Annotated in this window: 22 protein-coding genes; 7 read left to right on the forward strand and 15 right to left on the reverse strand. The window is 35.8% G+C overall.

The features are described from left to right. Positions 1-189: 189 nt before the first annotated feature. Together KM885_RS07270 and pta are read right to left on the reverse strand one after the other, a co-directional pair. Entirely contained in the window at positions 190-1,929 is a 1,740-nt protein-coding gene (locus tag KM885_RS07270; RefSeq protein ID WP_047186655.1) for an ABC transporter ATP-binding protein, read from the reverse strand. Between the two features lie 188 nt (positions 1,930-2,117). Beyond that, positions 2,118-3,095, reverse strand: a complete 978-nt coding sequence (gene pta, locus KM885_RS07275; protein ID WP_204798669.1) for a phosphate acetyltransferase — start codon at positions 3,093-3,095, stop codon at positions 2,118-2,120. A gap of 360 nt (positions 3,096-3,455) precedes the next feature. Between pta and hemQ the strand changes: the two genes are divergently transcribed. From hemQ to KM885_RS07290, 3 genes are all read left to right on the forward strand, one after another. Beyond that, complete coding sequence (gene hemQ, locus KM885_RS07280) at positions 3,456-4,205, forward strand: hydrogen peroxide-dependent heme synthase (RefSeq protein WP_047186653.1); 750 nt, start codon at positions 3,456-3,458, stop codon at positions 4,203-4,205. Positions 4,206-4,524: 319 nt separating this feature from the next. Then, positions 4,525-5,031 carry a spore coat protein GerQ gene (gerQ, locus tag KM885_RS07285; protein WP_216883731.1) on the forward strand — a complete coding sequence of 169 codons (507 nt, stop codon included), beginning with the start codon at positions 4,525-4,527 and terminating at the stop codon, positions 5,029-5,031. Between the two features lie 153 nt (positions 5,032-5,184). After that, entirely contained in the window at positions 5,185-5,436 is a 252-nt protein-coding gene (locus KM885_RS07290) for a hypothetical protein (RefSeq protein ID WP_047186651.1), read from the forward strand. Here the strand turns inward: KM885_RS07290 and KM885_RS07295 are convergent. The 5 genes from KM885_RS07295 to KM885_RS07315 all read right to left on the reverse strand — a co-directional run bounded on the left by KM885_RS07295 (position 5,427) and on the right by KM885_RS07315 (position 8,561). Then, on the reverse strand, positions 5,427-5,795 hold the full coding sequence (locus KM885_RS07295) for a DUF423 domain-containing protein (protein WP_047186650.1): 369 nt from the start codon (positions 5,793-5,795) through the stop codon (positions 5,427-5,429). The genes KM885_RS07290 and KM885_RS07295 overlap by 10 nt on opposite strands. Positions 5,796-5,828: 33 nt before the next feature. After that, positions 5,829-6,140, reverse strand: a complete 312-nt coding sequence (locus KM885_RS07300) for a YwdI family protein (protein WP_060669032.1) — start codon at positions 6,138-6,140, stop codon at positions 5,829-5,831. Between the two features lie 157 nt (positions 6,141-6,297). Next, positions 6,298-6,447, reverse strand: coding sequence for a hypothetical protein (locus KM885_RS07305; protein ID WP_216883732.1), 150 nt, complete (start codon positions 6,445-6,447; stop codon positions 6,298-6,300). 145 nt (positions 6,448-6,592) lie between these two features. Beyond that, the gene (locus KM885_RS07310; RefSeq protein ID WP_047186648.1) at positions 6,593-6,907 is read right to left on the reverse strand and encodes a phasin family protein; all 315 of its coding nucleotides are present in this window, start codon (positions 6,905-6,907) and stop codon (positions 6,593-6,595) included. 4 nt (positions 6,908-6,911) lie between these two features. Continuing rightward, entirely contained in the window at positions 6,912-8,561 is a 1,650-nt protein-coding gene (locus KM885_RS07315; protein WP_216883733.1) for an ABC1 kinase family protein, read from the reverse strand. A 305-nt stretch (positions 8,562-8,866) separates the two neighbouring features. Here KM885_RS07315 and KM885_RS07320 point away from each other — a divergent pair, with 305 nt between their 5' ends. Beyond that, the gene (locus KM885_RS07320) at positions 8,867-10,138 is read left to right on the forward strand and encodes a YjiH family protein (RefSeq protein ID WP_205625417.1); all 1,272 of its coding nucleotides are present in this window, start codon (positions 8,867-8,869) and stop codon (positions 10,136-10,138) included. Positions 10,139-10,456: 318 nt separating this feature from the next. Here the strand turns inward: KM885_RS07320 and KM885_RS07325 are convergent, their stop codons facing one another. Continuing rightward, the gene (locus tag KM885_RS07325; RefSeq protein WP_047186645.1) at positions 10,457-11,473 is read right to left on the reverse strand and encodes an acyltransferase family protein; all 1,017 of its coding nucleotides are present in this window, start codon (positions 11,471-11,473) and stop codon (positions 10,457-10,459) included. A 280-nt stretch (positions 11,474-11,753) separates the two neighbouring features. After that, positions 11,754-12,605 (reverse strand): non-homologous end joining protein Ku, encoded by an 852-nt coding sequence (gene ku / locus KM885_RS07330; RefSeq protein WP_047186644.1) that lies wholly within the window; start codon positions 12,603-12,605, stop codon positions 11,754-11,756. Between the two features lie 143 nt (positions 12,606-12,748). Here ku and KM885_RS07335 point away from each other — a divergent pair, with 143 nt between their 5' ends. After that, positions 12,749-14,548, forward strand: coding sequence for a DNA ligase D (locus tag KM885_RS07335; RefSeq protein WP_216883734.1), 1,800 nt, complete (start codon positions 12,749-12,751; stop codon positions 14,546-14,548). Between the two features lie 274 nt (positions 14,549-14,822). On the opposite strand, the gene KM885_RS07340 is transcribed toward KM885_RS07335, so the two are convergent. The 5 genes from KM885_RS07340 to KM885_RS07360 all read right to left on the reverse strand — a co-directional run bounded on the left by KM885_RS07340 (position 14,823) and on the right by KM885_RS07360 (position 20,280). Beyond that, positions 14,823-16,217 (reverse strand): L-cystine transporter, encoded by a 1,395-nt coding sequence (locus tag KM885_RS07340; protein WP_060669036.1) that lies wholly within the window; start codon positions 16,215-16,217, stop codon positions 14,823-14,825. Between the two features lie 117 nt (positions 16,218-16,334). Beyond that, positions 16,335-16,775, reverse strand: coding sequence for an OsmC family protein (locus KM885_RS07345; RefSeq protein WP_047186641.1), 441 nt, complete (start codon positions 16,773-16,775; stop codon positions 16,335-16,337). 263 nt (positions 16,776-17,038) lie between these two features. Then, complete coding sequence (locus KM885_RS07350; RefSeq protein WP_060669037.1) at positions 17,039-17,392, reverse strand: DUF488 domain-containing protein; 354 nt, start codon at positions 17,390-17,392, stop codon at positions 17,039-17,041. 99 nt (positions 17,393-17,491) lie between these two features. Then, complete coding sequence (locus KM885_RS07355) at positions 17,492-18,298, reverse strand: TerC family protein (protein WP_047186639.1); 807 nt, start codon at positions 18,296-18,298, stop codon at positions 17,492-17,494. Positions 18,299-18,531: 233 nt separating this feature from the next. Further along, complete coding sequence (locus KM885_RS07360) at positions 18,532-20,280, reverse strand: phospho-sugar mutase (protein WP_216883735.1); 1,749 nt, start codon at positions 20,278-20,280, stop codon at positions 18,532-18,534. A 411-nt stretch (positions 20,281-20,691) separates the two neighbouring features. Here KM885_RS07360 and KM885_RS07365 point away from each other — a divergent pair, with 411 nt between their 5' ends. Continuing rightward, entirely contained in the window at positions 20,692-21,789 is a 1,098-nt protein-coding gene (locus tag KM885_RS07365) for an AI-2E family transporter (protein WP_047186637.1), read from the forward strand. Between the two features lie 56 nt (positions 21,790-21,845). On the opposite strand, the gene KM885_RS07370 is transcribed toward KM885_RS07365, so the two are convergent. Beyond that, positions 21,846-22,688, reverse strand: coding sequence for a GNAT family N-acetyltransferase (locus tag KM885_RS07370; RefSeq protein WP_047186636.1), 843 nt, complete (start codon positions 22,686-22,688; stop codon positions 21,846-21,848). A 106-nt stretch (positions 22,689-22,794) separates the two neighbouring features. On the opposite strand from KM885_RS07370, the gene KM885_RS07375 reads away from it, so the two are divergent. After that, positions 22,795-22,974, forward strand: coding sequence for an SE1832 family protein (locus tag KM885_RS07375; protein WP_047186635.1), 180 nt, complete (start codon positions 22,795-22,797; stop codon positions 22,972-22,974). Positions 22,975-23,000 lie beyond the last annotated feature (26 nt).

Raw genomic sequence — 23,000 nt, forward strand, 5'->3', positions numbered from 1 at the left:
AAATATTTGGTAAGACAATGTATTAGGCAAAAATTTAGAGACACTTCAGTACTGTCTACTTGACAGAACCAGGTGCAATTCCATTCGGGCACTCATCTACCTCATGAGTGACCGTTTTCTTATAATTCCATTCCATTCGGGCACTCATCTACCTCAGAACTCCCGATCCCTCCGTTCTTTCCTCAACAGTCAATCCCCTAGCTGCTGCTCAGCAAATGTCCGGTATAATTCATGGGAAGCCATCAACTCCTGATGTGTTCCTTCCCCTGTTATTTGTCCTTTTTCGATAAACATTATTTTATCAGCGTGAACGATGGTGGATAGTCGGTGTGCAATGACAAACGTTGTACGTCCGACCATTAAACGAGATAATGCCTCCTGGACAGCTTGTTCGGATTGACTATCTAAACTTGCAGTCGCTTCATCTAGCATTAATATTTTCGGATCTCTTAAAAAGGCCCGAGCGATATTAATTCGCTGTCTTTGCCCTCCGGAGAGTTTCACACCACGTTCTCCAACCTCTGTATCTAATCCTTTAGGAAAAGATTGAATAAACGTATCGGCATAGGCCATTTCAGCAACCTTCCATAATTGATCATCGGTAATACTACTCGCATTACTTAATCCGTAAGTTAAGTTATCTCTAATCGTCCCTGCCATCATCGCACTTTCCTGTGAAACATAGCCAATCTGACTTCTCCATGACTTCATTGATAAGGAGTGAATGGGAGTATTCCCTATCCGAATGACACCAGATGTTGGTTCATAATATCTTTCAATTAGCCCAAATAAGGTCGTTTTCCCCCCACCACTCGGACCAGCCAAAGCAACCATCTCTCCTGGTTCCGCTGTGAAATTAATATTCCGAAGAACAGTTTCATTTTCATCATAGGAAAAGGAAACGTCTGAAAAAGAAACAGGTTGATTAGCAATATCCTGTTCCAAACCTTCTTGACTCTCTTCCTCACGCAAATCGAGAATTCCTATAATCCTCTCTGTCGCCCCTTTTGCCTTTTGTAATTCTGTAAAGAACATCGCAAAGGAAGTAATCGGATAAATAATTTGAAATAAGTACAACAAGAATGCCACGAGAGATCCCGTCGAAAGCGTACCTTCTGCAACACGAATTCCACCATAGCCAATAATAACAACAATGACAATCATCATAATGGTGTACATAAACGGACCGATTAAAGCAAAAATCCGTGCTTCTTTTAATCCATAGTTAAGCAAATTGGTAATACCAGACATCCCTTTATTCTGTTCCACTTCTTCGGCGGTCGAAGCTTTGGTTAAGCGAATTTCACTTAAGGTTTGTTGGATATCACCAGTAAATTTTGCTGTTTCGTCTTGCAAGTTCTTTGATATTTTCGCCATTCTTGCACCAAGTGGCATCATAATTGCAAATGTAACCGGTACAGCAATGAGCATTAACAACGTCATTTTCCAGTCCATAATTAGTAAAATGACAATTGCCCCGATAATAGTAATAAAACCAGTAATGAATTGCGGGAAATGCTGTGTAATAAGGTCTTTGACAATACCAGTATCATTTACGACACGGCTTACCGATTCCCCACTTGCATGTTTGTCAAAATAACTTACTGGTAAACGAAGTAGTTTAAACCACATCGTCTCTCGTAATCTTGCAACAATCTTTTGCCCAACAGCTGCTAATAAATAAGTTGATACCCCATCTACAACCGCTTGTAAAACAAATACGACAAAAATCGTAACAACAAGTGCAGTACTTATGGCATCTACCGAAAACCCATCCACTAATTCCTTTGTAAGCAAGGGAATGGAAAGACCAATGATCATCGTAATAATACTTCCGATTAACCCGATGAACAAGGACCATTTTGGTATTTTGGTTGATAAAATTAAAGAAATAAATGGTTTAAGTTTTGTTTTTTCTTGATTTTCCACTTTTGATCTCCTGTCTCATTTTTTACAAGGTAGGAATTCGCTAAAGCCTGGAAAACGTCAAGTTTTCTAAAAAACCTACCTTACTTTGTATACATTACGGATATGAAATCAATTTAGATTCACACTTCTTTAAAAAAAGTCATAGAAAAAGCTTGCAGCTACGTATGATTTGCTGCAAGCTTCTCATTTTACTCTGCCACTGCTTGTGCTGCTGTAATTAGGGCTAAGTTATAAACATCCTCTGCATTACATCCACGTGATAGATCATTTACAGGTTTATTCAACCCTTGAAGGATTGGTCCTACTGCTTCAAATCCACCAAGACGTTGAGCAATTTTATAGCCAATGTTTCCTGCTTCCAAACTTGGGAAGACAAATACGTTTGCGTCCCCCTTAATAACGGAATCAGGAGCCTTTTTCGCTGCTACACTTGGTACAAATGCTGCATCAAATTGAAATTCTCCATCGATAACTAAAGAAGGATCATTTTCTTTTGCAATTTGAAGTGCATTTTCTACTTTTTCAGTTTCTGGTGATTTTGCAGAACCTTTCGTAGAAAAGCTTAGCATCGCAATGCGTGGATCCACACCGAATAATTTAGCTGTAACCGCACTTTCCGCAGCAATTTCCGCCAAATCTTGGCTATCTGGTGATATGTTAATCGCACAATCCGCAAATACATATTTTTCTTCGTCGCGAACCATGATGAAGACTCCAGACGTTTTCTTCACTCTACCATTTGTTTTAATAATTTGTAATGCTGGACGTACTGTATCTGCTGTGGAATGTGCTGCACCACTAACAAGTCCGTCCGCTTTTCCCATATATATTAGCATTGTTCCAAAGTAGTTTTCATCAAGTAAAATTTTACGTGCATCTTCTTCTGTTGCTTTACCTTTACGGCGTTCTACAAATGCCTGAACCATTTCATCAAACTCTGAATAATCATTAGGATTTAAAATTTCACAGGAAGAGATATTTGCTCCAACTTCTTTTGCTTTGCCTTCAATTTCTTCTTTATTTCCAATTAAAATAGGAGTTACTAATCCATCTGCACTTAATCTACTTGCTGCAGTTAAAATTCTTTCGTCTAGTCCTTCAGGAAAAACTATCTTTTTATCTTTTCCTGAAATTTTTTTAGTTAAATCATCGAATAAGTTACTCATTTTACAATCCTCCAATATGCTATATATTCGTGTTCAAAAAGGAGGATGAAAAGACCGAGTTCGGCTAAATGCGAAGTGTCATTTTCACCGGACTTTTTGAACAGCCTCTATATGCATTTCCATCATAAATCAAACCATACTTTATTTAAAGAAATTGACATTGTTTTTCCTACATTTTTTGACAAACAAATGACAAATTGCAATAATCGATTTAATCCAAATGCTTTCTCATGATTAGTATTCCCCAATTATGCTATAGTAAAAGGGAAAGTAAAAGTCCTTAAAATCCTTAAAATCATGGTTAGTTTGGGTATACAGGACTATGATATAAAAAATAATCATTTTAAAGGAGAGATACATATGGTAGAAGCAGTGGGAACTTTAGACGGTTGGTGCACCTTGCACGATACACGTACATTCGATTGGACTTCTTGGAAGATGGCGTCTGAAAATGATAGAAAAGAAGCGGTACAAGAGCTTAAAGAATTAATGACCAAATGGGAAGCCATAGAAGAAGAGAAAAATGGTAGCCAATCCATTTATAAAGTAGTAGGTAATAAAGCCGATTTAATGTTTATCGTTGTTCGTCCGACAATGGATGAATTGGAAGAATTCAAAACAGAACTGAATAAATCAAAAATTGGCGATTACCTTATTCCAGGTTATTCATATGTTTCCATCGTGGAGCTAGGTACAAATGATACTGTTGATGAAGTGAAGAACCGCAAAATCAACGAGGCAGTGGAAGCACGCCTTAAACCAATTCTTCCTAAATGGGAACATGCTTGTTTCTACCCTATGAATCGCCGTCGTTGGAATGAAGCAAACTGGTTTACGATTGATCGTAAGGAAAGACAGAGATTACTAACGGACCACGCTGCAACTGGTCGTAAATACGCTGGTTTAGTGAAACAAATAATTACTGGATCCATGGGACTTGATGAATGGGAATGGGGCGTAACTCTATTTGCACACGATCCCCTTCAATTTAAAAAGATTGTTTACGAAATGCGTTATGATGAAGTTTCCGCAATCTACGCTGAATTTGGCGACTTTATCATCGGAAATTACTTACCAAAAGAAGATCTAGATACTTATTTCACACTGTAAAGTTAATATAGAAAACTTTAAGCTATCACCCTTTGTGGTGATGGCTTTTTTATTTATTTTGAATGAATACAATCGACATCCTCTATCCGGAATTATATTCACCATTAAAAAACTCTCCCAAAATAAATCCCATTTATCTGTCATCATTTTCTAGGTATTTACATACATATAATTATTGAGTCTAGCATCCCAGATTATGGGCAGAAAGAAAAGATTCAAGTAATAACCACACTAACCATACGACTGCCCAGCAGTCTAGAGATAAGGGGAAGCCAACAAAGCATCAAAAGGAATCACTTAAAAATAGGGAGGAATTTTAATGTCTAATTATCAAGTTAACCGACAACAGGGGAACTTTTATCCGGTAGCTGCTGCTTATCCTTACCCGGGATACCTAATGAGTGCAGTGCCCGGTCAACCTATGCATCCTGTACAACAACAACAACAAGGTCAAATGCAACAAGTGCAACCACCATCAATTCAACAGCAGCAACCTGCTCAACAACAACAACACCAATCTACAGATGTACCTGGAATGCTACCTATTGAACAATCCTATGTTGAAAATATTCTTCGTCTTAATAAAGGAAAACTAGTAAAAGTTTACATGACGTTTGAGAACAATCCGAGCTGGAACGCAAAGGTGTTCACCGGAGTCATTGAGGCTGCAGGAAGAGATCATCTTATTTTAAGTGAACCAAATACCGGAAAACGATACTTATTATTAATGGTTTACCTTGATTATGTGGAATTTGATGAGGAAATCAATTATCAATCTCCATTTGGAGGTAGTAGTGGGCAATTAAGTACCTTCCCACCGAGATAATTAGAAGGAAATTGGCATTGGGCAAATGCCTCCGTTGTTCTTATGCAGGAAGAAAGTTTTAACTCCCCTATGTGCAAATCAAAAGGATGACACTTCCAAAAATCTTGTGTCATCCTTTCTTTTCTCAAATATATTTAAAATGGAGGTATTATGATGAAGAGCCCGTTAGAAAAGTTTACCCTAGTTGAAATCCTCTCTATAGGTATTGCAGCTGTTGTTGGTCTGTTTGCCATGATACAAGGTTACTTCATCCTACTATTTATAACCTTCTATTTTATAGCGATTAGTTTAGTTTGCGAAGCTTTTATCTTTTTACATAAAAAAGATACTGCTCATGCTGGAAAACAATTAGTACGAGCTGTCTGTATTTTTATCTTTATCACTTATATGATTTTTCAAATATAGCGAAGCACAAAAATCCCCAATAATACCCAACCAATTAAAAATGCAAGTCCACCAATTGGAGTTATCATTGCAAAGGTTTTAATGGCTGTGGTGGAGTAAATATAAAGACTACCTGAGAAAATTATAATTCCTAGGAAAAACATCCAGCCAGCCCATGTTAATGACCCGCTTTGCGCTTTTGTCATTAGAATTCCAACTGCTACTAACGCAAATGTGTGAAACATTTGATATTGTACTGCTTTATTCCATGTTTCTATTTGTTTTTCAGTCAATCTGCCCTCTAATCCATGTGCACCAAATGCCCCAAGTGCCACTGCTAAAAATCCATTGATTGCCCCTAAGATTAAAAATAGTTTCATCCCATTGTCTCCTTTCTAAAAAGAGGATTAGCTTTAAAAGTCAAAGATAGAATCGCCATTTTCCTGTTCATGATCGATTGTCTCGCTTTGTTTCAATTGTTGTTGTTGGATTTTTTTAATGGTATCTTGCTTCCCAATCATTGCCTTTAATTCCGCTTCTGTAAATTCATCACGTTGTTCTTGAACTGTACTAATCTTTTCTGAATCTTCTTCTAGAAACAAATCACATAGCAATTTCACGTTATTAATATGTATCAATAATTTATCTTGATTATTTTGGTTCTCTTTCGCATCATTTATTTCTTTCAACATTTTATTTAAAATCGTTTCATTTTCTATCGCCATACGAACGCTCCTTAAACCTTGTGTTTTACACAAACTCATTATATCATGAATCCTATTGTATGAATAATTATGGTATTGAACAAGTAAAAATCCTTGAGTTTTGTTCCCAAGGATTAATAAAAGCGTTTTCATATTTTTGTATTTATAAAATTTATAGTTAAGCTTTTACAAAAGTCTCTGCACAAGATTCTTGTTTTTCCTCTGAGTAGCGATGATACATCCAATGTAGAAAATTAACCTCTTCTTCTTTTAATTGTCTACCAAGTTGTTTTGTGGCGTTCTCACAAAATTGCAAAAAATTTACCATACCGCTTTATTCACCCCCGAATGGAAAAACTTCATCTAATTTGTATTAATTATACTACAATTTTTACAGAATGCAACTATATTTTTTAAATTGTTTGATAATATCGACACCTAGTAATGTAAAAATAGAAAAAGTGAGCATGCGCTCACTCTTCAATAACATCCTTATCCGCTAATTTTAATTCTAATGTATGAATTCTTCTTCTAAGATCTTCTAATTCTTCTGTCGTTGCTATGCCCATTTCTTTTGCAATCTTTTGTGTTTGTTTCTTTTGCTTGGATGACCATTCTTGTTTTTTTGTATCGCCTTTTTCAATAAAATTATCCATCATTGATTTTGCTTCATCTTGTGTTAACTCATTTTTATCAACAAGTTCCTTTAACTTCTGTTCCAGTTTTTCTTTTCCACTAACTGCAGCGCCAAGACCTAATAAAAAACCTTTTTTTAAGTAATTGCTCATTTTCCTAACCTCCGTTACGTCTTTTTCTTATAAATCGATGATGAATCAATAATATAATACTAAATATTACTGTAAATATTCCCGTGACAATGAATCCGACCCATTTCATTATTTCTAAGCTATTAGTTATACTATATGCAGAAATACTAAATCCTACTATCACCATGATAAAAGAAGTAATCTCTAAAAGTAAATAATATTGATGTTTCAGATTTATAAAATGTTTTTCTTTATCCCACTGCCTATCCTTTTCTCCGCTCTCCAGCCATGTTAAGAGAGCCCTTGGATAAGCTAAAATTGGTTCTGTTGCATTTTTTACATATTGCTTTGCAACTGACTCTGCGATACTTTTCGTCCCAAACCAATCTTTGATTTTAGGTTTAGCCCATTTAATTATATTTATATTCGGGTTAATGGCAAAAATAATTCCCGCTACAATAGATATTGCTCTTAATAAGTAAGCATAGTCTGCTGGAAGTTGAATGGCGTCGTCTTTCATCACAACATCCAATTCTTCCTCAATGAGCTCCATTGCATTACCATCAAACTCTTTTAACATACCGTTTGAATATTTTTCAGTTGCTTCTTCAATAACCTTCTTTAACTTTCGTTTATCCGCTTTTGGTAATACAAAATTCATTTTAGTTAGTGCCTCAACGACCATATCATAGTTTTCCAAAATAAAACCTTGTATAAAGAGTTTAAAATGATCGACGTCCTTCTGTTTGATTTCTCCCACCATTCCGAAATCAATAATTCCAACACGGCCATCCGCTTGAATAATAATATTTCCCGCATGTGGATCAGCATGGAATTTCCCTGCGTGTAAAAATTGATCCATAAAAAAATCAAAAACAGTTTTGGTCGTTTGTTCCACATCAATATGATGTTGTTTCATAAATGCAGTATCTGTTATCTTTGCTCCTTCTATCCATTCCATAACAAGTACTTTATCGGTACATAAATCTTCATAATAGGTCGGTATGTGGATATTTTTGTTTTCTTTGAATCGTTCTTTAAAGAATTTGCCGAATTCAAGTTCTTGTTCGAAATCCAATTCCCGATCCATCACTGTGATAAACTCTCGGAAAAGTGCTTTTAGGTCTAACTTCTTCCCAAAGGCCGTTAAAACTTTTATAATCCAAAACACCATTCTTAATGCTATAAAATCTTTATGAAAAATTTCTTCAATCCGGTAACGGCGTACTTTAATTGCAACATCTGTCCCATCCTTCAACACACCAACGTATACTTCCCCAATCGATGCAGAGGCGACTGATTCTCTTTTTATAGCCTTTAAATGCGTACCTAGGTCAGTCCCCCATTCTTTTTGCAATAGGCCTTTTGCATACTCATAAGGCATTGGTGGTACATGGTCAACTAATCCAGACATTTCGTTAATAAATACATCAGGCATGAAGTCGGTTCTTGAACTTAGAAACTGACCAACTTTGATTAATACTCCTCCCAACTTTTCTGCCGTAACCCGATATTCTTTAGCCATTTCTTCTAAAAGTTTATTCCATCTTTTTTTAGCCTGTCTATCCCAAATGGCTGTCTTCAAATGGAAAAGATAGATTTGAAAGATGAATTTGATAACCATAGAAACAATCACCGTAAAACGATAGACTGCGTTATATTTTAATCCTTTCATCTGAGACACCCCATCGTTGTCTGTTTGATTCGTGTATAATCCCTAAAGTACTAATACTTATACCATCTCGTATTCTTCCTGTTTTTATGCAAAAATTACTATTGAATATTTCCCCGAAATCCTGTATATTTATTCAATGTATGCTGGCTATTATGTAGCAGCAACTAACTAGTTTTTATTACTATTTCTAAAAATATTATATTTGATATTACATAAATTAGAAAGGATCTTACTTCTTGAGACAACATCAGTTAAGCATTCATTTAAAATTTATTCTCACCTCCATTATTGGAGTTTTCTTATTTATGATTCCGGTTAAAACGAAAGACGGGTTCTCGATACCAATTGCATTACTGGCTAATAAAGTTCAAGACTTGCTTTCGAGCCAATTGTCTTTCATTATGATGGCCATTATTGTCATAACGGCAATATGTACGATTATTGGATATATTTCTCCAAAGCTATTTCAGAAGACCCCTTTCTTTCAAGGGTTATTCCATGTAAACCTTTTTTGGACGATTACAAGAATCCTAGCAGCCATTTTTGCCGTCATGGTATTTTTTCAAATTGGACCAGAGGCAGTTTATGGACCTGATACAGGACAAAAATTATTAGATGATTTATTACATGTTTTGTTTTCTGTGTTCTTATTTGCTGGGTTATTTTTACCTTTACTAACGAATTTTGGTTTATTGGAATTCTTTGGGACGATGATGACAAAAGTAATGCGCCCTTTGTTTACTTTGCCAGGTAGATCCTCTGTAGATGCGTTGGCATCATGGATTGGTGATGGGACAATTGGAGTTCTTTTAACAAGTAAGCAATATGAAGAAGGTTTCTATACAAAACGAGAAGCGGCAGTCATTGGTACTACTTTCTCCGTTGTATCGATTACTTTTTCTTTAGTGGTTTTAGCGGAAGTTGGCCTCGCCCATATGTTTGGACCATTCTATTTAACCGTAGTGGTTGCAGGTATTGTTGCGGCAATTATTATGCCAAGAATCCCACCTTTATCAAGAAAAGCAGACACCTTTATTAACGATGAGGAGAACCATTCACAAGAGCTTATTCCTGAAGGTGAAACAGCGTTATCTTTCGGTTATAATAATGCACTAAAACAAGCTAAAACCCAAAATAGTGTCTATCGATTTTTTAAAGAAGGCGGACAAAATATACTAGATATGTGGATGGGTGTAGCACCTGTCGTCATGGCTTTCGGTTTAGTTGCACTAATGATTGCTGAATATACACCATTTTTCCAATGGCTCGGTACTCCATTTGTACCACTATTAGAATTATTGCAAATTCCTTATGCTCAGGAAGCTTCCCAAACCATTATAATTGGTTTTGCTGATATGTTTCTTCCATCCGTTATTGGAGCTGGTATTGAAGCAGAGATAACAAGATTTATTATTGCAGCTTTATCCGTTAGTCAGCTCATTTACATGTCAGAGGTCGGCGGATTACTATTAGGAACTAAGATACCTGTTTCTTTCTTAGATTTAATCATTATATTCCTTTTACGTACTATCATTACTCTTCCAATTATCACTATAGCTGCGTATATTCTTTTTTAAGAGAACGTTCAAAAACTCCGGTGAAAATGACGCTTCGTATTTTTTCATCTACAAAAGCGTCGGCGTTGCAACAAACCTAGACGGTGAGACAAGTAATCGAGGAACCAGGGCGTAGATTTTTGAACACGCAATTTTAAAAACCTTGCCCAATTTGGGTAAGGTTTTTAAATATAGTCTTATTGCCCGTAAAGGTGGCAAAAAAAATAAGCAGTCCAAAGTTGAACTGCTACACCATTTCGTTCATTTATATAATAAAAGGGGGAGATATATATAGACAATTTGTTGTCTATAGGAGTAGTATATCCAATAAATTACAATTTAAACATGATAGGATTGACTTTGTTTATCTCTTCTTCCCCACTGTTTTAATAAATTTACCTTTCCTTCTACGATTGGTTGGGTTATGGCTATAATCGGTTTGCTAGATAAAAGGATAACGATAAGGATAGAGAGTACCAACATTTCGATAAAACTAATGAAAGAATTCATTTGGAATAAATCATAATGACGGAATGTTTGTATAAAAAATCCGTGTAAAAGATACACGTATAATGTCCTTTTACCAAGTTCTGTAACCCAGTTTAAATTCCGCTCGGGAACCCATGCTAAAATACTTGCCGTCATGAAAGCTGCTGTAATATAAACCGATAACCTAATGGCTGCACTATATTGCCCAGCATCCAAATCATCATAAGGCTTAGACTGAAGAAACCAACCTGAATCAATATTCGGAATATAATATAAGAACACAGCTACAGCTATCATTACGAAGACAGAGGCAATTTTTACAACCGGTCGTTTTACGAAAAGCAACTGTTTTTGTGTCAAATGAAAACCTAACAAGAAAAATGGGAAAAAGACCAACGTCCGTGACAAGCTAAAGGTGTGGCCAATTTCACTAAAATAACCTGCTATTAAGCCAATTATTACTGATAATGGAATGCCAATTTTGGCTGGCCATCTTTTATAAACGATGAGTAGAAGATGCCAACAAAGAAGACTAAGCAAAAACCATAATGACCATTGTGGCTGAAAAACCCCAGTTTTCCAACTTCCACTTCCTACGCTAAAATAAAATAAAGTGTATATCCCTTGGAAAATAAAATAAGGGACTAATAACTTTTTAATCAGTTTCCATAAATAGCCTTTATCACTCGACCCTTTCGCAAAAAAGCCAGAGACCATAATAAATGCAGGCATATGAAACGTATAAATCCACAGATAAAGTGTTTCAACTCCCCTAGAGTCAGATGTAAACGGTTGAATCATATGTCCAAATACTACTAAAAAAATGAAAAGTACCTTTGCGTTATCAATAAATGCATTTCTCTCCATTTTTTCTCTCCTTATTAGAAAACTTGGCATTCGCTTTCGTTTAAGCGGATGACTTAGTTGCCTTGAAAATACTATGTACTATAACTTTACTCCTTTTAAAAGAAAAAATCACCTTTTGGAATGCTTGTTACTAAACTGTTAACTTCCAGTAAAATGGTTGTTAAAACCTTAGTATTTGCTATTAGTAAATTACTATGGAATCAGCATTCATTTCAGGAATTGGCTTTTTGTTATACTTATTGCTTGCTGCCTGCCAAAAAAATGTCCCCCTTGGGAGACATTAAGATGTTGCTTTCTTCTTTTTGAGTGTTGTTTTTGTTTTTTTCTTTGGTTGGCTCGGTTTTGGCTTGTCTTTCTTTGCTCGATCCAATGATGCTTGAAGTGCATCCATTAAGTTTGTCACATTATCAGGCATTGGTTTTTCCGTAAGTGTTGGTGTAGATGTTTCCTCATTATTTTTCTTGTCTTCAATCAGATTTAGTAAAGCTGTTCTATACTCATCCGTGTATTTTTCTGGTTCAAATTCAGTGGTTAATTGTTCAATTAACATTTTCGCTGTTTCTAATTCCTTTTCGCCAATTTTCGTTTCCTCTGGAACATTTGGAACGTCTTGTACATTACGAACTTCATCAGGGAAATGAATTGTTTCTACAACGAGAACATTTTCATAAACTCGAATGACAGCTAATTGTTCCTTAGATCGAATCATCATTTTTGCGATTCCAATTTTTCCTGTATCTTTCAAAGCACTACGAAGTAAACTGTATGCTTTTGCCCCTCCTTCATTCGGTGAAAGATAATAACTTTTTTCAAAGTAAATCGGATCAATATCCTCTAATTTCACGAAGTCCACAATTTCCACAGCTCGGTCTTCCTGCTCTTTACGTAGCGCCTCTAAATCTTCATCATCTAAAACGACAAATTTATTTTTTGCATATTCATATGCTTTTACTATTTCATCATTGTTTATTTCTTTATCACATACAGGACAAACTTTCTCATATTTAATTGGGGATTTACATTCTTTATGCAGTTGGCGTAGTTTGACATCTTTGTTTTCTGTTGCGGCGTGCATTTTTATTGGGATATTAACTAAACCAAAGCTTATGGAACCTTTCCACATCGTATGCATGGGGTAACCTCCATTCATTTAGGCATTTTTTTCATCTTTTAATTAACAAATCATAATCCTATCTTTTGTTTTACATCATTTATTATCCCTTCGTTTATTTTCCACATAATTAGCCAATTTATTAAAGAAGGGGGAATTTGTTTATGGATATGATGAAACCAATTACAAGTACAGAGATTCCATATGGTAAGGAATGGGTTTACGAGGTGAAATATGATGGATTCCGTTGTGTATTAACATGGGATAAGGATGGAAGCATTCAGTTAACTAGTAAAAACAGAAAGGATTTAACAGAAAATTTCCCGGAAATAATTACCTTTTGTCAAAAAAACTACAATCAAGTAAAAGACTATCTTCCGTTAACAATAGACGGAGAATTGGTCGTTTTAAACAATATGTATCAGGCCAATTTCAACTGGATACAAAAACGCGGACGCCTAAAGAAATCTTCAGCTATTCAACAAGCTAGTAACCAACGCCCTGCTTCCTTTATGGCCTTTGATTTACTGACCTTAAAGGGAGAAACCTTATTAATCACTTCTTTTAGCAAGAGGAAACAGAACTTACAAAACCTTTTTAAAAATTTACCAGAAAGCAAACGAATGATTTACGTCCCTTCTTTTGAAAATGCCGATCATTTATGGGGGATCATTTTTGATTATAAAGGGGAAGGCATCATTGCCAAACGGAAAAATAGTAAATACATATCTGGGAAAAATCATCAAGATTGGTTTAAGATTAAAAACTGGCGGACGATTCAGGGATTTCTTACGCATTATGACATGCAAAATGGCTATTATACGTTCAATGTATTTCACAATGATGAAATTTATGTTGTTGGGAAATGTAAGCATGGCTTAAAAGAAGATGAAGCGAAAACATTAGAGAAGCTATTTATAACGAATGGAGAGAAAACAAAGGATGGTGTTTCCTTGCCACCAGCTGTTTGCGCTAAAGTTCATACGCTCGATTTACATCAGGAAGAATTGCGAGAGCCAGAATTTGTTTCCCTTTTGCCACAAACAGATCCACAGACTTGTACGTTAGCTAATTTACAAATCGATTTGGCGATGATACCCGAACATATCGGCATTTCTAAGATTGACAAAATCTACTGGCCTGGCCCTATGTACACAAAGGGAGATTTACTTTCGTATATTCGAGAAATCAGTCCATATATGTTACCGTTTTTGAGAAATCGTGCTTTAACCTTAATCCGTTTCCCTGAAGGCATAGATGGAGAATTCTTCTATCAAAAACATCTTCCAGCTTATGCACCGGATTTCATCGACTTCAAACTAATAGAAGGCGAAAAAATGATTATTTGTAATCGTATGGATGCAATTCTTTGGTTTGCAAATCACGGGGCATTGGAATATCATGTCCCTTTTCAGATAGTTGACCAACCGAAGCCTATCGAAATCGTATTTGACTTGGATCCACCAGACCGAGATGCATTTTCTTTAGCTATTCAAGCTGCAAATCTGATTAAACCAATCCTTGATGATTTAGGCCTCCTTTCCTTTGTAAAAACTTCAGGTAATAAAGGAATTCAAATTCATATTCCTATTCCGGAAAATAGTTTAACATACGATGAAACTGCTGTTTTTACCCAAGCTGTTGCCTATACCGTGGAAGGAGCTTACCCTAATTTATTTACAACGGAAAGAATGAAGAAGAAACGCAAAGGTCGTTTGTATATAGATTACATTCAACATGGAAAAGATAAAACAATTATCGCTCCATATTCTCCTCGTAGAACAAGAGAAGGTACAGTAGCTACTCCATTATATTGGGAAGAAGTCAATGAAAACCTTAGGCCAGAACATTTTCATATTAAAAATGTATTATCCCGTGTGAAGGAATTGGGCTGTCCTTTTAGATACTATGAAGAAGCAAGAGAAAAGCAAAATTTAAGCAAGGTTTTATCTTTAATCAAGTGAGGTCTGTTGTAATTAAAAAGTATACATTCAGCTAGTTATATTTTTTTCGGAAGGGCAAAAAAATTGATTTCAGAGGAACAACCTTTATCGGTGAATCATCTAGACTATGTGTAATCGCTATAAGTTGTGGAATGAAGTGGTTTTTCCCTTATGCAGGCACTCATCAAAACTAGAAAGGAATTTATTACAGTAAAAAAGTAGCATACCAATCACATTTGCGATCTAGTATGCTACTCCTTAATTTAGTTATTCTTCATAATAAAAGCTTCTTCCACTAAAATCCATCTGTTTCCGTTGTTGCGTTTTTATCATTAAAGATCTTCGTATTAAAATTACCCAAAACTCGTGAGGTGATTGTACCAGTTACCATAGAGCCGTTAACGTTTAATGCTGTTCTTCCCATGTCAATTAGTGGTTCAACGGAGATTAGGAGACCTGCCAACCCTACAGGTAGCCCCATGGATGAAAGAACAATAATTGCTGCAAATGTTGCCCCACCACCAACACCGGCAACTCCAAACGAGCTAATACCCACAATGACTGCAAGCTGAAGAATAAATCCGATAGAGAATGGGTCAATTCCAACAGTTGGTGCAATCATTATCGCTAACATTGCCGGATAAATACCTGCACAACCATTCTGTCCCATTGTCGCCCCAAAGGATGCAGACATGTTTGCTATCCCTTCATCAACACCTAATGATTCTCTTTGCGTTTGCACATTTAACGGAATAGATCCCGCACTAGAACGAGAAGTAAAAGCAAACCCTAATACTGGGAAAGCTTTTCGCAAATAGGTGAAAGGATTTAATCCAAAACCACTAACAAGGATTAAGTGAATCATAAACATAACAATTAACGCAACGTAAGAAGCTAAGACAAACTTACCTAGTTCAATAATTCCAGCAAAGTTAGTCGTTGCAACCATATTCGTCATAAGTGCAAGAACCCCGAATGGAGTTAATCGTAATATTAACGTAACAAGGCGCATGACAACTGTATAAGTGGAATTAACTATTTTAATAAATAGGTCAGCCTGTTCCGGATTTTTCCTACGTACTCCAAGAACAGCAATACCTAAAATAATCGAGAATATTACAACCGCAATCGTGGATGTCGCTCTCCCACCAGTCATATCTTCAAAAATATTACTTGGAATAAAATCAAGGATACGTTGTGGTGTTGTTTGACCTTCCATATCCGCATACATAGCTTCTATTGATTCTCCACGTTCTGCTTCTGCATGACCCGCTTCAATTTGTTCTGCATTTAAATCAAATAACCATGACGAACCAATCCCAACCAAAGCCGCAACCATGGTTGTAAGGATCAATGTCCCTATAATCCAACCCGCCATTTTTCCTAGTTCTTTCGTCTTTTCCAAATTAATGATGGCCCGAATGATGGATACCATAATAAGTGGAATGACGATCACCATTAATAGACGGACATACCCTGTCCCTACAATGGCAAACCAATCCATTGTTTTTGCAATAATTTCAGATTCTGTACCATAAACGGCTTGAAAGATGACTCCAAGAAGGATACCGATTCCCATCCCTGTAAACACACGCTTGGAGAAGGAAACATGTTTCTTTTGCATATTGATTAATAAAATGATAGCTAATATAAGAACAATTACGTTCACAATAACCAATAAACCATTCATTCTTATGACCTCCTTTTATCTATTTATATAATTATTATTCCAATTGGGTTACTACGTTTTATATTTTAAACCTAATCCATAAGTTATTCAATACCTTGAAAGAAATACTGTAACTCTTTAACTCAATGTTGGTTCTAATTTCAATTCTACATTTCCCTTAATCGCACGGGATATCATACAGCTCTTCTCAGCCTTTTCCACCAAAATCCTTAGTTTTCTATGATCTTTTTCCGTAGCACTTGTCTGTAAAGCGACGGTCGGACGATGAATAATTTTCTTATACGTAAAAATGCCATTTGTAACATCGACTATCCCTTCTGATTCAAGGGCCATCTCTTTTAATGGTAAATTAGCTCGTTCAATCATGGCAGCTAGTGTAATTAGGTAACAAGTTGCAGCAGCACCAAGCAACATTTCATCGGGATTTGTGCCTACTCCCGGTCCGTCCATTTCGGTCGGTATCGATATTTTTGTTTTCAAATTTCCTGCAGCTATATACCCCTCACTATTTCTTCCTCCGGGCCAATCTGCTTTTAAAAGAAAATGATGTTCGGCCATATTATATCACCTCATTGTTTATTCATACCTTAACCTAGATAATATTGAACTTAGCAAAGGATAAATACCTATGCTAATTAACGTCTTTTTATTGTACCCCAGTAGGAAATTAAATAAAAATAATGTGCATCTTTACCTAACTCGAAAAATATAAAGAAGACTAACCATCAGTGGGGGTTTTCCTTCATCCCCAACTAATGGTTAGTCTGTTGATCACCCACCTACCTTAAGCTTGAGGTGGGATAAATAACTTAACTGGTCATCTATTTTTCTAATAACTCCTTTAAAATAACGGCTTGGTTATGTTGTTCATCCTTTGCACCGTAGAGTAGTGTTACTTTGGAATTGCTTTTCACTATGTCCTTTAATTGATTTAGCTGCTCTTTCTGTTCTCCATTTTTCAATTCTTGCTTATACTTTTCTTTAAAGTCAGCAAACTTTTCTGGATCATGGTTAAAATCCTTTCGCAACTTGGTTGAAGGTCCAATTCCCTTTAGCCAATAGTCCAGTTTGGCTTTATCTTTAGAAACTCCCCTTGGCCAAATGCGGTCAACCAAAACCCGTATTCCATCATTTTTATTAGCAGACTCATAAATACGTTTTAATTGAATGGACATGATTATCTCTCCTTCAAAAATGTTAAATATATAACAAAAAACGATTTCCATTACGCATACCCGATTTCAGGGCTTTTAAATGGAAATCGTTGTTTTTTGTTAAGATTGTGCTCCTTCTTTCTCTTCTTCTTTCTTCGGTCCGGAAGCAAACCAACCGACGATGGCGATAAGGACTAATACACCATAGAAAATAAGTTTCCATAAGATGGAGTGTGGGAATTCATGAGGTATTAAACCAATATCTTCATGTGCTAATACCATAATAGCCAACTTCACACCAACCCATCCGACTATAATAAATGCTGCCACTTCCAAACCAGGACGTTTATGAAGTAGGTCGACAAAGACATTTGCTGCGAAACGCATAATGATTAGACCAATCATACCTCCAGCAAAAACAACCCAAAATTGTGCAGCATCTAAACTTCCGATTGTTCCTAGTCCACTTGGTGGAAGAGCCATCGCCAAAGCAACTGCGGCCAATATAGAGTCAACCGCAAATGCTAAGTCTGCAAATTCCACTTTCACTACGGTTAGCCAAAATTCTTTTGGTGATGCTTCATGAATTTCTGAATCTCTCAGTTTAGCCTTGGCCGCTTCTTCATCATCCGGGGTCTTCGGTTTAAACCTGTCATACAGGTTTTTAATCGATATAAATAATAGATAAATGGCACCTAAAGCTTGAACCTCCCATACATCTACAAGGAAGGAAATAATAAATAATGATCCGAAACGAAGGACAAATGCACCTGCTAAACCATAGAATAGTGCTTTCTTCCGTTGTTTTTCCGGTAAATGACGAACCATAATCGCTAATACTAAGGCATTATCTGCTGCTAGTAAACCTTCTAAAGCCACTAACACAACTAATACCCAAAGGTATTCAATGATTAATTCTGATCCCATAATCTCTCTCCTTAAAAATAAAAATGGTCTTACCATTAGGTAAAGACCATAAAAAGACCTTTACCCGACTGGTAAAGGTCTCGCTAACAACGTTAGTTGCCAACTAAAGCCGGAGACTTAAGATCTCGTAATGACGACTTTAATTGTACAGCTACTCCCCTTTATAGGAATATAAATATATTAAAACCCTAAATATATAATATGTCAATTTCCATCTCTATAATATATATAACCTAAGATACAAAATTTATACGCTGCTTTTTTAAACTTTCTTCCGTCATTTTATTTAGTGTAGATTCTAATGATGATAACAAATTTCTACTATCTTCCATACTTTCCCCACAAACACCGTAGTAGTATTGGATCTTATGCTCTATGCTATTTGGACATAAGCAAACCCAAGCGTTATTATCTAAATAGAATTTTACCATATTTTCCTTTGGCAATAAAATATCCTCTGCTAATCCATCTACAACAAATTTCCGTTCCCGCTTCTCATAATTTTCTATTTGTTTCACTTTTAAACCGGCAATTTCTTTTGGAGGATTTTCTTTAAATTGATTCATGATTTCCTTTATTTTAGATAAGTCATTTTCGCCTTCTAGAGCGAATGCTGACGTACCTTCTAAATAATATCCATGTTTTTGATACAAGTCTTCTAATACATCAAGCAATGTTTTACCTTGTTTCTTCCAAAAATAAACCATTTCAGCTGTCATAACGGAAGCTTGGATCGCGTCTTTATCACGTGCAAAACCATTTACTAAATAGCTGTCGCTTTCTTCAAAGCCAAATAGGAATGTCTCCCCACTAGAGTCAAACATACCAATCTTTTCCCCAATATGGTTAAAGCCAGTTAGCGTATCGATTGTCTTCACATAATAAGAATCCGCAATAGCTCTTCCTAATTCTGTAGTAACAACAGATTTTATCACGCGTGAATTCCGATAAACATTCGGATCACTATGTCTCAAAATATAATCTAATAGGATAGACCCTAGTTGATTTCCGGTAAGTACTTGGTAATTCCCCTCTGTTGTTTTCACAGCGACTCCAAGTCTATCACCATTCGGATACGTAGCAAGCAAAATATCCGCATCCACCTTTTTCCCAAGTTCTATTGCCATCTGGAAAGCTTCGTGCTTTTCTATATTTGTTGAAATAGCTTCCACGTCAGGTATTGCTTGTTCTTCTACTAGATGAACTTGATCAAAATTAAGTTGCTCTAACCCCTCTTTCACAAGTGGGAGTGCAGGTCCATGAAGAGGTGCAAAAACAATTTTTATATCCTTATCCTTTAATTGTTCTTCATGTTCCATTTTAGAGATATATCGTAAACGTTCTAAATAAGCCCGGTCAATCTCATCTTTGACCCAATAAATTATCCCCTTTTCTTCCAAATCCTTTTGTTCCAAAAAAGGCACTGATAATTCATCTTCCATATGGCCCATATAAGAAACAAAATGATCTGCTTCTTTAGGAGTCATTTGTGCTCCATCCTCATTGTAAACTTTAAACCCATTGTATTCTTTAGGTTTATCGCTTGCAGTAATCATGATTCCAGCGGTTGTTCCGAAATATCTCACGGCAAAAGATAATAATGGAGTTGGAATAGCCGATTCAAATAGATAGGTTCTTATTCCATAAAAGGCTAATACCTTGACCGTTTCCAACGCAAATTCCTTCGACATAAATCTTGAACCATATGCAATAACAACTCCACGATCCTTCACATTTACGCTAGTTGCAAATAAATAGTTTGCTAGAGCATTTGCTGCCTTTCGAACAGTATATATATTCATACGGTTTGTTCCAGGTCCAATTAAGCCATGCATCTCACCTGTCCCAAACTCTAATTCTCTATAGAATGAATCTTCTAGTTTTACGTGATCATCTTTTAATCTTTCTAACTCTAATTGAAGGGATGGATCTAATTCTTCAAATGCATCCCATTTTTTGTATACTTGCATCCAAGCAGTCATGATTCTATCCTCCATTAGAAAACTTGGCATTTGCTTTAGATTAGGCAAATGCCATCGTTGCACTGAACGTTTATACTTTTTATCTGCAAAGACTTCCATGACTAGGGGGTTCCTTCATCCCCCACTCATAGTTAGTCGCACTTATCGGATCTTTACGAGCAGTTGATTTCCAACCTATCTTCTTTGTTTCCCCAGAAGCTTGAGGTGGGAGTCTTACCGCCCTTTTAGGTGAGATAAATATGCTCAAATTTTAACATATTTTAAACAATTATTCTATATTCTGTTTTTTTAACTTGTATGTTCAGAGCGGGGATTGGATAAAATAGTAAGTAAATATGCCTTAAATTTCCAATTTCTATCATCTATCGTTTAAAATGAAGTTAGTTATATCAAGAGAAAGAGGGTAATGGAATGTTTCAAAAGCGTTGGTTTAACGTTCTTAGTTTTTTAATTCTTTTATTTCTATTAATCTTATTATTAAATTATACAAGTTTTATATTCATTCCTATTTTGCAATATATTGGAGCCATCGCCTTTCCATTAATTGGTGCGGGGATTTTATATTACCTCACACGACCTTTGATGCATTTTTTTGAGCGGAAACTAAAAGTTGGACGAATTATTGCTGTCATTCTAGTATTCCTCGTTATTCTATTACTTTTAACAGTATTTATTATGTATGTATGGCCAATTTTACAGAAGCAGGTTACGAATTTGATGTATGGGATTCCCGGAATGATTGCAGCTATTGAGGATTTCATATTTTACTGGAGAATTAATTACACAAGTATTCCACCACAAATCATTGTTGCAATAGAAGATTTTATCAGCAATATTCCGAACCACATGCAAAATATTTTAGATAACCTTTTTGGGCTTCTAGGTGGCTTTATTGGCCAAGTTATTAGTATTGTTGCTGGACTTGTTATGGTACCATTTTTCTTATTTTTCATGTTGAAGGATGGGGAAAAGTTATTACCATTTGTCTTACAGATATTCAAGAAGGAAAAGGCTGATAATATTCGTAGTTTATTAGCTAAGATTGATCATGTTTTATCAAGCTTTATTCAAGGACAATTATTCGTAAGCTTTTGTGTTGGAGTATTATTATTTATAGGATATGTCATTATTGATTTAAACTATGCCTTGATTTTGGCACTATTTGGCATGATGACGAACGTAATTCCGTATCTCGGACCGTTTTTAGCAGTTACTCCAGCTTTGATAGTCGGAACCATCCAGGACCCTTACAATTTAATCTGGGTTTCCATTATTATGATTGTTGCACAGCAAATTGAAAGTAACTTGATTTCCCCGAACGTGATGGGGCAGGCACTAAATATTCATCCTTTAACTGTAATGACTGTCATTATTGCAGCGGGTAGTATTGCTGGCTTCCTTGGAATTCTATTTGCAGTCCCAACATACGCCGTCGTTCGAACCATTATCGTTCATTTTTATCAAACGTATGTAAATTCTAAAAAGGATAAAGAAGATGCTTTGATTTAAAAGTGAAAGGGGGACAGAGGTTGAACCGGGACAGTGCACCTGTCCCCTTGTCCCTCTCACTTAAACTCATACACCACCGACGATCCTACTACGTCATACCCAATATTTGAATAAATTTTATTGGACGTTGGGTTCTCTCTGTCGGTATATAGACTACAAAATTGGTAACCGCTATCCAATAACTTTTGACTTAAAGCTGCCACGATATTTGTGGCATAGCCATTTCGTTTAAATTCATCTGGGGTAAATACCGCATTAATGGATACTCCATTTTTGGTTCTCCTCGATTGGTTAGCCATCGATACGGGCATCCCATCCACTTTCCACAAGTACAAACTTTCATTCTCAATATATTTTGTTGCCATTTGACTAGCTTTAATTTCAGTAATTGGTTTTTCCTTTGTTTCTTTTCCAAACTGAATGAGCCAGCTTTTTATTAGTTCGTGCTCTGATTTCGTTGCCTTTACTAATTCCCCATTTGGGCTTGGTGTAATTCGAACCTCATTTAATTGATAAATAACCTGGTTCATTTTTATAGAAGCTTTTACCTTTTTATATTTCAACCATTCTCGAACAAAGCATTCCACATTATGAATAGGCCCCAGTACTCCTGGCACCTTAATTGCTTTTTTATAAAAGAAATTCGCTAGAGTTGAAAATAGTTGATCATCAACATGATCTACATCTGCCAATATCCAATTATTAGGTACAGTTTGCATAAAAGCATATATCACTTCTCCACCATCTTCTATATATCCGCAATAAACATCTTTTGTCATGGTTGTTTTAAAATATTCTAATAGACCAAGCATTAAATTATTGGAAGACTCTTTACGCAATAGTAATGGTTCTACCTTCTCCAAGTAATTTTTAATAGAAGAGGAAAATATAATTTTCATTCATAAACCTCCGAAATAAAAACATATGATATGCCTTCATTATAACGGATTTTCTTGTTTTATAAAGAGGATTTAGCTAGACTATACGTAAGGGGGATGTGTGAAAATGACGAAAAAGGAACTTGAAGCAAAACTAGCGGAATTAAAATCGGATTATGTTCGTATTCAAAGCGATTTAGATAAATTGGAGTATGTAAAAGGCAGAGTGTCATCTGCTCAAAATCAATTAGCGCGCTTGGAAGATGAAATTGCGGAAGTTAATCGTCAGTTAGATGAAATGGATTAAGTGTATTAATGCAGCTCGAATACCCT

Origin of the sequence: Oceanobacillus caeni (assembly GCF_019037185.1) — a bacterium.
In the GTDB taxonomy this organism is placed as follows: Bacteria; Bacillota; Bacilli; order Bacillales; family Amphibacillaceae; genus Oceanobacillus; species Oceanobacillus caeni.

What these genes read in the sequence shown, in the direction of transcription:
- KM885_RS07360 (WP_216883735.1), bottom strand. Translation starts at nt 20,280, where the DNA reads ATGACTGCTTGGATGCAAGTATACAAAAAATGGGATGCATTTGAAGAA.
- KM885_RS07350 (WP_060669037.1), bottom strand. Translation starts at nt 17,392, where the DNA reads ATGTCCATTCAATTAAAACGTATTTATGAGTCTGCTAATAAAAATGAT.
- KM885_RS07310 (WP_047186648.1), bottom strand. Translation starts at nt 6,907, where the DNA reads ATGAGCAATTACTTAAAAAAAGGTTTTTTATTAGGTCTTGGCGCTGCA.
- gerQ (WP_216883731.1), top strand. Translation starts at nt 4,525, where the DNA reads ATGTCTAATTATCAAGTTAACCGACAACAGGGGAACTTTTATCCGGTA.
- KM885_RS07345 (WP_047186641.1), bottom strand. Translation starts at nt 16,775, where the DNA reads ATGGCCGAACATCATTTTCTTTTAAAAGCAGATTGGCCCGGAGGAAGA.
- KM885_RS07370 (WP_047186636.1), bottom strand. Translation starts at nt 22,688, where the DNA reads ATGAAAATTATATTTTCCTCTTCTATTAAAAATTACTTGGAGAAGGTA.
- KM885_RS07355 (WP_047186639.1), bottom strand. Translation starts at nt 18,298, where the DNA reads ATGGGATCAGAATTAATCATTGAATACCTTTGGGTATTAGTTGTGTTA.
- KM885_RS07365 (WP_047186637.1), top strand. Translation starts at nt 20,692, where the DNA reads ATGTTTCAAAAGCGTTGGTTTAACGTTCTTAGTTTTTTAATTCTTTTA.
- ku (WP_047186644.1), bottom strand. Translation starts at nt 12,605, where the DNA reads ATGCATACGATGTGGAAAGGTTCCATAAGCTTTGGTTTAGTTAATATC.
- KM885_RS07295 (WP_047186650.1), bottom strand. Translation starts at nt 5,795, where the DNA reads ATGAAACTATTTTTAATCTTAGGGGCAATCAATGGATTTTTAGCAGTG.
- KM885_RS07290 (WP_047186651.1), top strand. Translation starts at nt 5,185, where the DNA reads ATGAAGAGCCCGTTAGAAAAGTTTACCCTAGTTGAAATCCTCTCTATA.
- hemQ (WP_047186653.1), top strand. Translation starts at nt 3,456, where the DNA reads ATGGTAGAAGCAGTGGGAACTTTAGACGGTTGGTGCACCTTGCACGAT.
- KM885_RS07300 (WP_060669032.1), bottom strand. Translation starts at nt 6,140, where the DNA reads ATGGCGATAGAAAATGAAACGATTTTAAATAAAATGTTGAAAGAAATA.
- pta (WP_204798669.1), bottom strand. Translation starts at nt 3,095, where the DNA reads ATGAGTAACTTATTCGATGATTTAACTAAAAAAATTTCAGGAAAAGAT.
- KM885_RS07315 (WP_216883733.1), bottom strand. Translation starts at nt 8,561, where the DNA reads ATGAAAGGATTAAAATATAACGCAGTCTATCGTTTTACGGTGATTGTT.
- KM885_RS07325 (WP_047186645.1), bottom strand. Translation starts at nt 11,473, where the DNA reads ATGGAGAGAAATGCATTTATTGATAACGCAAAGGTACTTTTCATTTTT.
- KM885_RS07375 (WP_047186635.1), top strand. Translation starts at nt 22,795, where the DNA reads ATGACGAAAAAGGAACTTGAAGCAAAACTAGCGGAATTAAAATCGGAT.
- KM885_RS07340 (WP_060669036.1), bottom strand. Translation starts at nt 16,217, where the DNA reads ATGAATGGTTTATTGGTTATTGTGAACGTAATTGTTCTTATATTAGCT.
- KM885_RS07335 (WP_216883734.1), top strand. Translation starts at nt 12,749, where the DNA reads ATGGATATGATGAAACCAATTACAAGTACAGAGATTCCATATGGTAAG.
- KM885_RS07305 (WP_216883732.1), bottom strand. Translation starts at nt 6,447, where the DNA reads ATGGTAAATTTTTTGCAATTTTGTGAGAACGCCACAAAACAACTTGGT.
- KM885_RS07320 (WP_205625417.1), top strand. Translation starts at nt 8,867, where the DNA reads ATGATTCCGGTTAAAACGAAAGACGGGTTCTCGATACCAATTGCATTA.